Origin of the sequence: Mesorhizobium sp. M7A.F.Ca.AU.002.02.1.1 (genome assembly GCF_003998535.1) — a bacterium.
Taxonomy (GTDB): Bacteria; Pseudomonadota; Alphaproteobacteria; order Rhizobiales; family Rhizobiaceae; genus Mesorhizobium; species Mesorhizobium ciceri.
This window is the reverse complement of the sequence record NZ_RZPB01000412.1, coordinates 1-5,563: the sequence shown is the minus strand read 5'-3', so window position 1 is coordinate 5,563 and position 5,563 is coordinate 1. Positions and strand designations below refer to the sequence as shown.

Annotated in this window: 5 protein-coding genes; all 5 read left to right on the top strand. The window is 63.8% G+C overall.

Going from position 1 to position 5,563, the window contains the following annotated elements; all coding sequences use genetic code 11:
• The first annotated feature begins 135 nt into the window (after window positions 1-135).
• Window positions 136-726 (top strand): transcriptional regulator BetI, encoded by a 591-nt coding sequence (gene betI / locus EN879_RS22655; RefSeq protein ID WP_013532678.1) that lies wholly within the window; start codon window positions 136-138, stop codon window positions 724-726.
• Window positions 723-2,252 carry a choline-sulfatase gene (gene betC / locus EN879_RS22650; protein WP_063167696.1) on the top strand — a complete coding sequence of 510 codons (1,530 nt, stop codon included), beginning with the start codon at window positions 723-725 and terminating at the stop codon, window positions 2,250-2,252. Before betI ends, betC begins: the two co-directional genes overlap by 4 nt.
• A complete protein-coding gene (locus EN879_RS22645) occupies window positions 2,249-3,253 on the top strand; it encodes a threonine/serine dehydratase (RefSeq protein ID WP_063167695.1) in 1,005 nt (334 codons plus the stop codon). The genes betC and EN879_RS22645 overlap by 4 nt, the downstream gene beginning before the upstream one ends.
• Window positions 3,246-4,898 carry a choline dehydrogenase gene (betA, locus tag EN879_RS22640; protein ID WP_013532681.1) on the top strand — a complete coding sequence of 551 codons (1,653 nt, stop codon included), beginning with the start codon at window positions 3,246-3,248 and terminating at the stop codon, window positions 4,896-4,898. Before EN879_RS22645 ends, betA begins: the two co-directional genes overlap by 8 nt.
• Before the next feature lie 57 nt (window positions 4,899-4,955).
• Window positions 4,956-5,563 (top strand): aldehyde dehydrogenase family protein (locus EN879_RS22635; protein WP_127274257.1); only part of this gene is annotated, 608 nt, incomplete at its 3' end.

The window sequence follows — 5,563 nt, the reverse complement described above, 5'->3', positions numbered from 1 at the left end:
GATAAACAATCGTGCCGGTTTCGTGAAGGGCTGGAGGCGTACAATCGCTTGGTACAGCCGAGATCGCGGCCGATTTTTTTGTTGATTGACGCGTCAATAAAAAATAATCCTGTTCTCTCAAAGGATCATGGCGAGATGCCGAAAATCGGAATGGAACCGCTGCGCCGCAAGGCGCTGATCGACGCGACGATCTCGGCGATCGGCGAGCGCGGTTCGCTCGACGTGACCATGTCCGAGATCGCCGGACGCGCCGGCGTGTCGTCCGCCCTTGCCCATCATTATTTTGGTGCCAAGGACGAGCTGCTCTTGGCGACGATGCGGCACATACTGGCGGAGCTTACAGCCGATACGTTGCGCGCCCTTGGCTCGGCCAATAGCGCGCGCGAAAGGGTCTCGGCGGTGGTCGCTGTCAATTTCTCCGACATCCAGTTCCAGCCGGAAACCATCGCCGCCTGGCTCGCCTTCTATGTCGAGGCGCAGAAATCATCGGCCTTGCGCCGGCTGCTCAAGGTCTACGCGCGGCGGCTGCACTCGAACCTGATGAGCGGGCTGACCGGGATCTTGCCCAGAGCCGAAGCCGACCGCGCCGCCGAAGCGACCGCGGCGATGATCGACGGGCTCTACATCAGGCGGGCGCTGAAAGACGGCGTGCCCGATGCCGCGACCGCGATCGCGCTGGTCGAGGACTATCTCGAAACCAAACTTGGCGAGCGGCGCAAACAGTGACAATGAAGCGAACCAATTTCCTGATCGTCATGGTCGACCAGCTCAACGGAACCCTGTTTCCGGACGGACCGGCGGAGTTTCTGCATACACCGCATCTGAAAGCGTTGGCCGCGCGTTCGGCGCGCTTTGCCAACAACTACACGGCCTCGCCGCTCTGCGCGCCGGGCCGTGCCTCGTTCATGAGCGGGCAATTGCCGTCGCGCACCGGCGTCTATGACAATGCCGCCGAATTCGCCTCATCGATCCCGACCTTTGCCCATCATTTGCGCGCCGCCGGCTACTACACCTGCCTGTCGGGCAAGATGCATTTCGTTGGGCCGGACCAGTTGCATGGTTTCGAGGAGCGGCTGACGACCGACATTTATCCAGCCGATTTCGGCTGGACGCCGGATTACCGCAAGCCCGGCGAGCGTATCGACTGGTGGTATCACAATCTGGGCTCGGTGACCGGTGCAGGCGTCGCCGAGATCACCAACCAGATGGAGTATGACGACGAGGTCGTGTTCCTGGCCACGCAGAAGCTCTATCAGCTTTCGCGCGAACAGGACGATGCGAACCATCGGCCTTGGTGCCTCACTGTCTCGCTGTCGCATCCGCACGATCCCTATGTCGCGCGCAAGCAGTATTGGGATCTCTATGAGCATTGCCGGGCGCTGGACCCGGAAACCGGGTTCATCGCGTATGACCAGCAGGATACGCATTCCCGGCGGCTGTACCACGCCAGCGACTATCCCTCTTTCGAGATCACACCGGAGCAGGTGCGTCGTTCGCGGCAGGGCTATTTCGCCAACATCTCCTATGTCGACGACAAGCTGGGCGAGATCCTGGACGTTCTCGAGCGTACACGCATGGCGGACGACACAATCATCCTGTTCTGCTCGGATCACGGCGACATGCTCGGCGAGCGCGGCCTGTGGTTCAAGATGAGCTTCTTCGAGGGTTCGGCGCGGGTGCCGCTGATGATTGCCGGCAAGGGCGTTCGCGCCGGGCTGATCGAGACGCCGGTCTCCAATCTCGACGTGGCGCCGACGCTTTGCGATCTCGCCGGCATCGACATCGCTGCGATCGCGCCGTGGACCGACGGCCAGTCGCTGCTGCCGCTCACCGAGGGCATCGAGCGCACCGCGCCGGTGTTGATGGAGTATGCCGCCGAAGGGTCCAATGCGCCTTTGGTGGCGATCCGCGACGGCAGATACAAATTCGTCCATTGCGAGCTCGATCCGCCGCAACTGTTCGATCTCGAAGCCGATCCGCTCGAACGGGACAATCTGGCCGACGACGCGGCCAATGCGGGCCTGGTGGCGGCATTCATGGACAAGGTCCAGACACGCTGGGACATGGCCGGCTTCGACGCCGCTGTCCGCGAAAGCCAGGCGCGCCGCTGGGTCGTCTATCCGGCGCTGCGCAACGGCGCCTATTACCCCTGGGATTTCCAACCCCTGCAAAAGGCGTCCGAGCGTTACATGCGCAATCACATGAACCTCGACAATCTCGAAGAGAGCAAACGGTATCCGCGAGGCGAATGATGTCAGACCTTCTCGTCCCCTCCCTTGACCATCTCAAGCAGGCCTATGCCGTCACCTCCAGGGCGACGCAGATCACGCCGCTGCTGGAATCGACGGCACTAGCCCGCGAGACCGGCGCCGCCCGCGTCTTCATCAAGCCGGAATCGCTGCAATGGGCCGGCTCATTCAAGGTGCGCGGCGCCTATTGGCGCCTGAAGCAGCTTTCAGTTGACGAAGCGAAGAAGGGCGTCGTCGCCTACTCCTCCGGCAATTTCGCGCAAGGGCTGGCGGCTGCCGGCCAGGCGCTTGGCGTTCCCGTCACCATCGTCATGCCGATCGACGCACCGGCCGCCAAGCGTGATGCCACGGCGGGCTATGGCGCCCGCGTCGTGCTGACCGACCATGGCGAGCGCGCGCGGGAGGAAGTCGCCGCCGCCAAGGCGCGCGAGATCGCCGAGACAGAGGGCCTGGCGCTGCTGCATCCATTCGACGATCCGGAGATCGTCGCCGGCCAGGCGGGCGCCGGCCTCGAAGCGCTTGACCAACTCGAAGCCAAAGGTGCCAGCGCCGACCTCTTGTTCTGCTCGGTCGGTGGCGGTGGGTTGATCGGCGGCGTTTCGCTCGCCTTCCATTATCTGTCGCCCGCCACAGAGATCATCGGCGTCGAGCCGGAAGGTTTCAATGGCATGGGCTCGTCGCTGGCGCATGGCAGCATCGAGACGATGCCGATCGGGCCGAAATCGATCTGCGACGGTTTGATGTCGCGACGGCCGGGCGATGCTCCGTTTGCCGCGGTCAAGACGGCGGGTGTTCACGGCATCACCGTCGACGACCAATCGGTGCGGCGCGCGATGCGGATCGCCTTCGAGCGCATGAAGCTGGTGCTCGAACCGTCGGGGGCGGCGTCGATCGCGGCATTGCTCGGCGGCAAGGTGGATGTGAAGGACAAGACCGTCCTTGTTGTGGCTACCGGCGGCAATGTCTCGCTCGCCGATTTCATGGCGCATATGAACCATGCTTGAAGCGGATTTCGTCATCATCGGCTCCGGCTCGGCCGGCTCGGCCATGGCCTATCGCCTGTCGGAAGACGGCAAGCATTCGGTCATCGTCATCGAATTCGGCGGCAGCGATATCGGGCCGCTGATCCAGATGCCGTCGGCGCTGTCGATCCCGCTCAACATGAGCCTCTACGACTGGGGCTTTGCCAGCGAGCCGGAGCCGCATCTCGGCGGCCGTGTGCTGGCGACACCGCGCGGCAAGGTTATCGGCGGCTCGTCCTCGATCAACGGCATGGTCTATGTGCGCGGCCACGCCCGCGACTTCGACCATTGGGCCGAAGAGGGTGCGGCCGGCTGGGGCTTCGCCGACGTGCTCCCCTATTTCAAGCGCATGGAGGATTCGGATGGCGGCGAGGATGGCTGGCGCGGGCACGGCGGGCCGCTGCATGTGCAGCGCGGCTCGCGTAAAAATCCGCTCTATGGCGCCTTCGTCGAGGCTGGCCGCCAGGCCGGGTTCGAACTGACGGAGGACTATAACGGTTCCAAGCAGGAAGGTTTTGGGCCGATGGAGCAGACCATCAGCGGCGGCCGCCGATGGTCGGCGGCATCAGCCTATCTGAAGCCGGCGCTGAAGCGCAAAAACGTCAGTCTGGTCAAGGGCTTTGCGCGGCGGGTGATCATCGAGAATCAGCGCGCCATCGGCGTCGAGATCGAAGCTCACAAACAGATTCAGGTCGTTAAGGCGCGACGTGAGGTAATCGTCGCCGCATCGTCGATCAATTCGCCCAAGATCCTGATGCTGTCCGGCATCGGTCCGGCCGAGCATCTGCGCGAAAACGGCATTCCGGTGGTGGCCGACAGGCCCGGCGTCGGCCGCAACCTGCAGGACCATATGGAGCTCTACATCCAGCAGGAATCATTGCTGCCGATCACGCTCAATTCGGTGCTGAATCCGTTCTCGAAAGCGCTCATCGGGGCGCAGTGGCTGTTCCTCAAGAACGGGCTAGGCGCCACCAACCATTTCGAAGCGGCGGCCTTCGTGCGATCGCGTGCCGGCGTCGACTACCCCGACATCCAGTACCATTTCATCCCCGCGGCAGTCCGCTATGACGGCAAGGCGGCGGCCAAGTCGCACGGCTTCCAGGCGCATGTCGGACCGATGCGCTCGAAGTCGCGGGGGTCGGTGACGCTGCGCTCGCCGGACCCGAAATCGAAACCGATGATCCACTTCAACTACATGTCGCATCCAGACGACTGGGCGGAGTTCCGCCACTGCATCCGGCTGACCCGCGAGATCTTCGGCCAGTCGGCGTTCGATCCCTATCGAGGCAAGGAGATATCGCCGGGCAGCCACGTGCAGTCGGACGACGATCTCGACATCTTCATCCGGGATCACGCGGAGAGCGCCTACCATCCTTGCGGCACCTGCAAGATGGGCCGCGCCGACGACGTGATGAGCGTCGTCGATCCGGAGTGCCGGGTCATCGGCGTCGAAGGATTGCGGGTCGCCGATTCCTCGATCTTCCCGCGCGTCACCAACGGCAATCTCAATGCGCCGTCGATCATGACCGGCGAGAAGGCATCCGATCACATCCTTGGCCGCACGCCGCTGGCGCCGTCCAACCAGGAACCATGGATCAATCCGCGCTGGCAGGCGTCGGACAGATAGAGCATGATCGTGTGACTGCACGATCCGCATGCCGCGAAAGACAATCTGGAGACTTCCATGCGCGCTCAGCCCACGGCATCGCACTATGTCAACGGACGCTACATCGAGGACGAAGGCGGCGCCCCGCTGCCGGTCATCTATCCGGCAACCGGCGAGACCATCGCCATGCTGCGTTCGGCAACGCCGAACGTGCTGGAACTCGCCGTCGAGGCCGCGCGGGCGGCGCAGCCCGCCTGGGCGCGGCTGAAGCCGGTCGAGCGCGGGCGCATCCTGCGCCGCGCCGCCGACATATTACGCGCCCGCAACGCCGACCTCGCTCGCATCGAGACGCTGGACACCGGCAAGGCGATCCAGGAAACGTTGGTGGCGGATGCGCCCTCGGCTGCGGACTGCCTTGAATATTTCGGCGGTGCCGTTGCCGCCTACAACGGCGAGTCGGTCGATCTCGGCGGACCCTTCGCCTACACAAGGCGCGAAGCGCTCGGCGTCTGTGTCGGCATCGGCGCATGGAACTACCCGATCCAGATCGCCGGCTGGAAATCGGCACCGGCGCTCGCCATGGGCAATGCCATGGTGTTCAAGCCGTCGGAAAACACGCCGCTGTCGGCGCTGGCACTGGCCGAGATCTACAGCGAAGCGGGGCTACCCGACGGCTTGTTCAACGT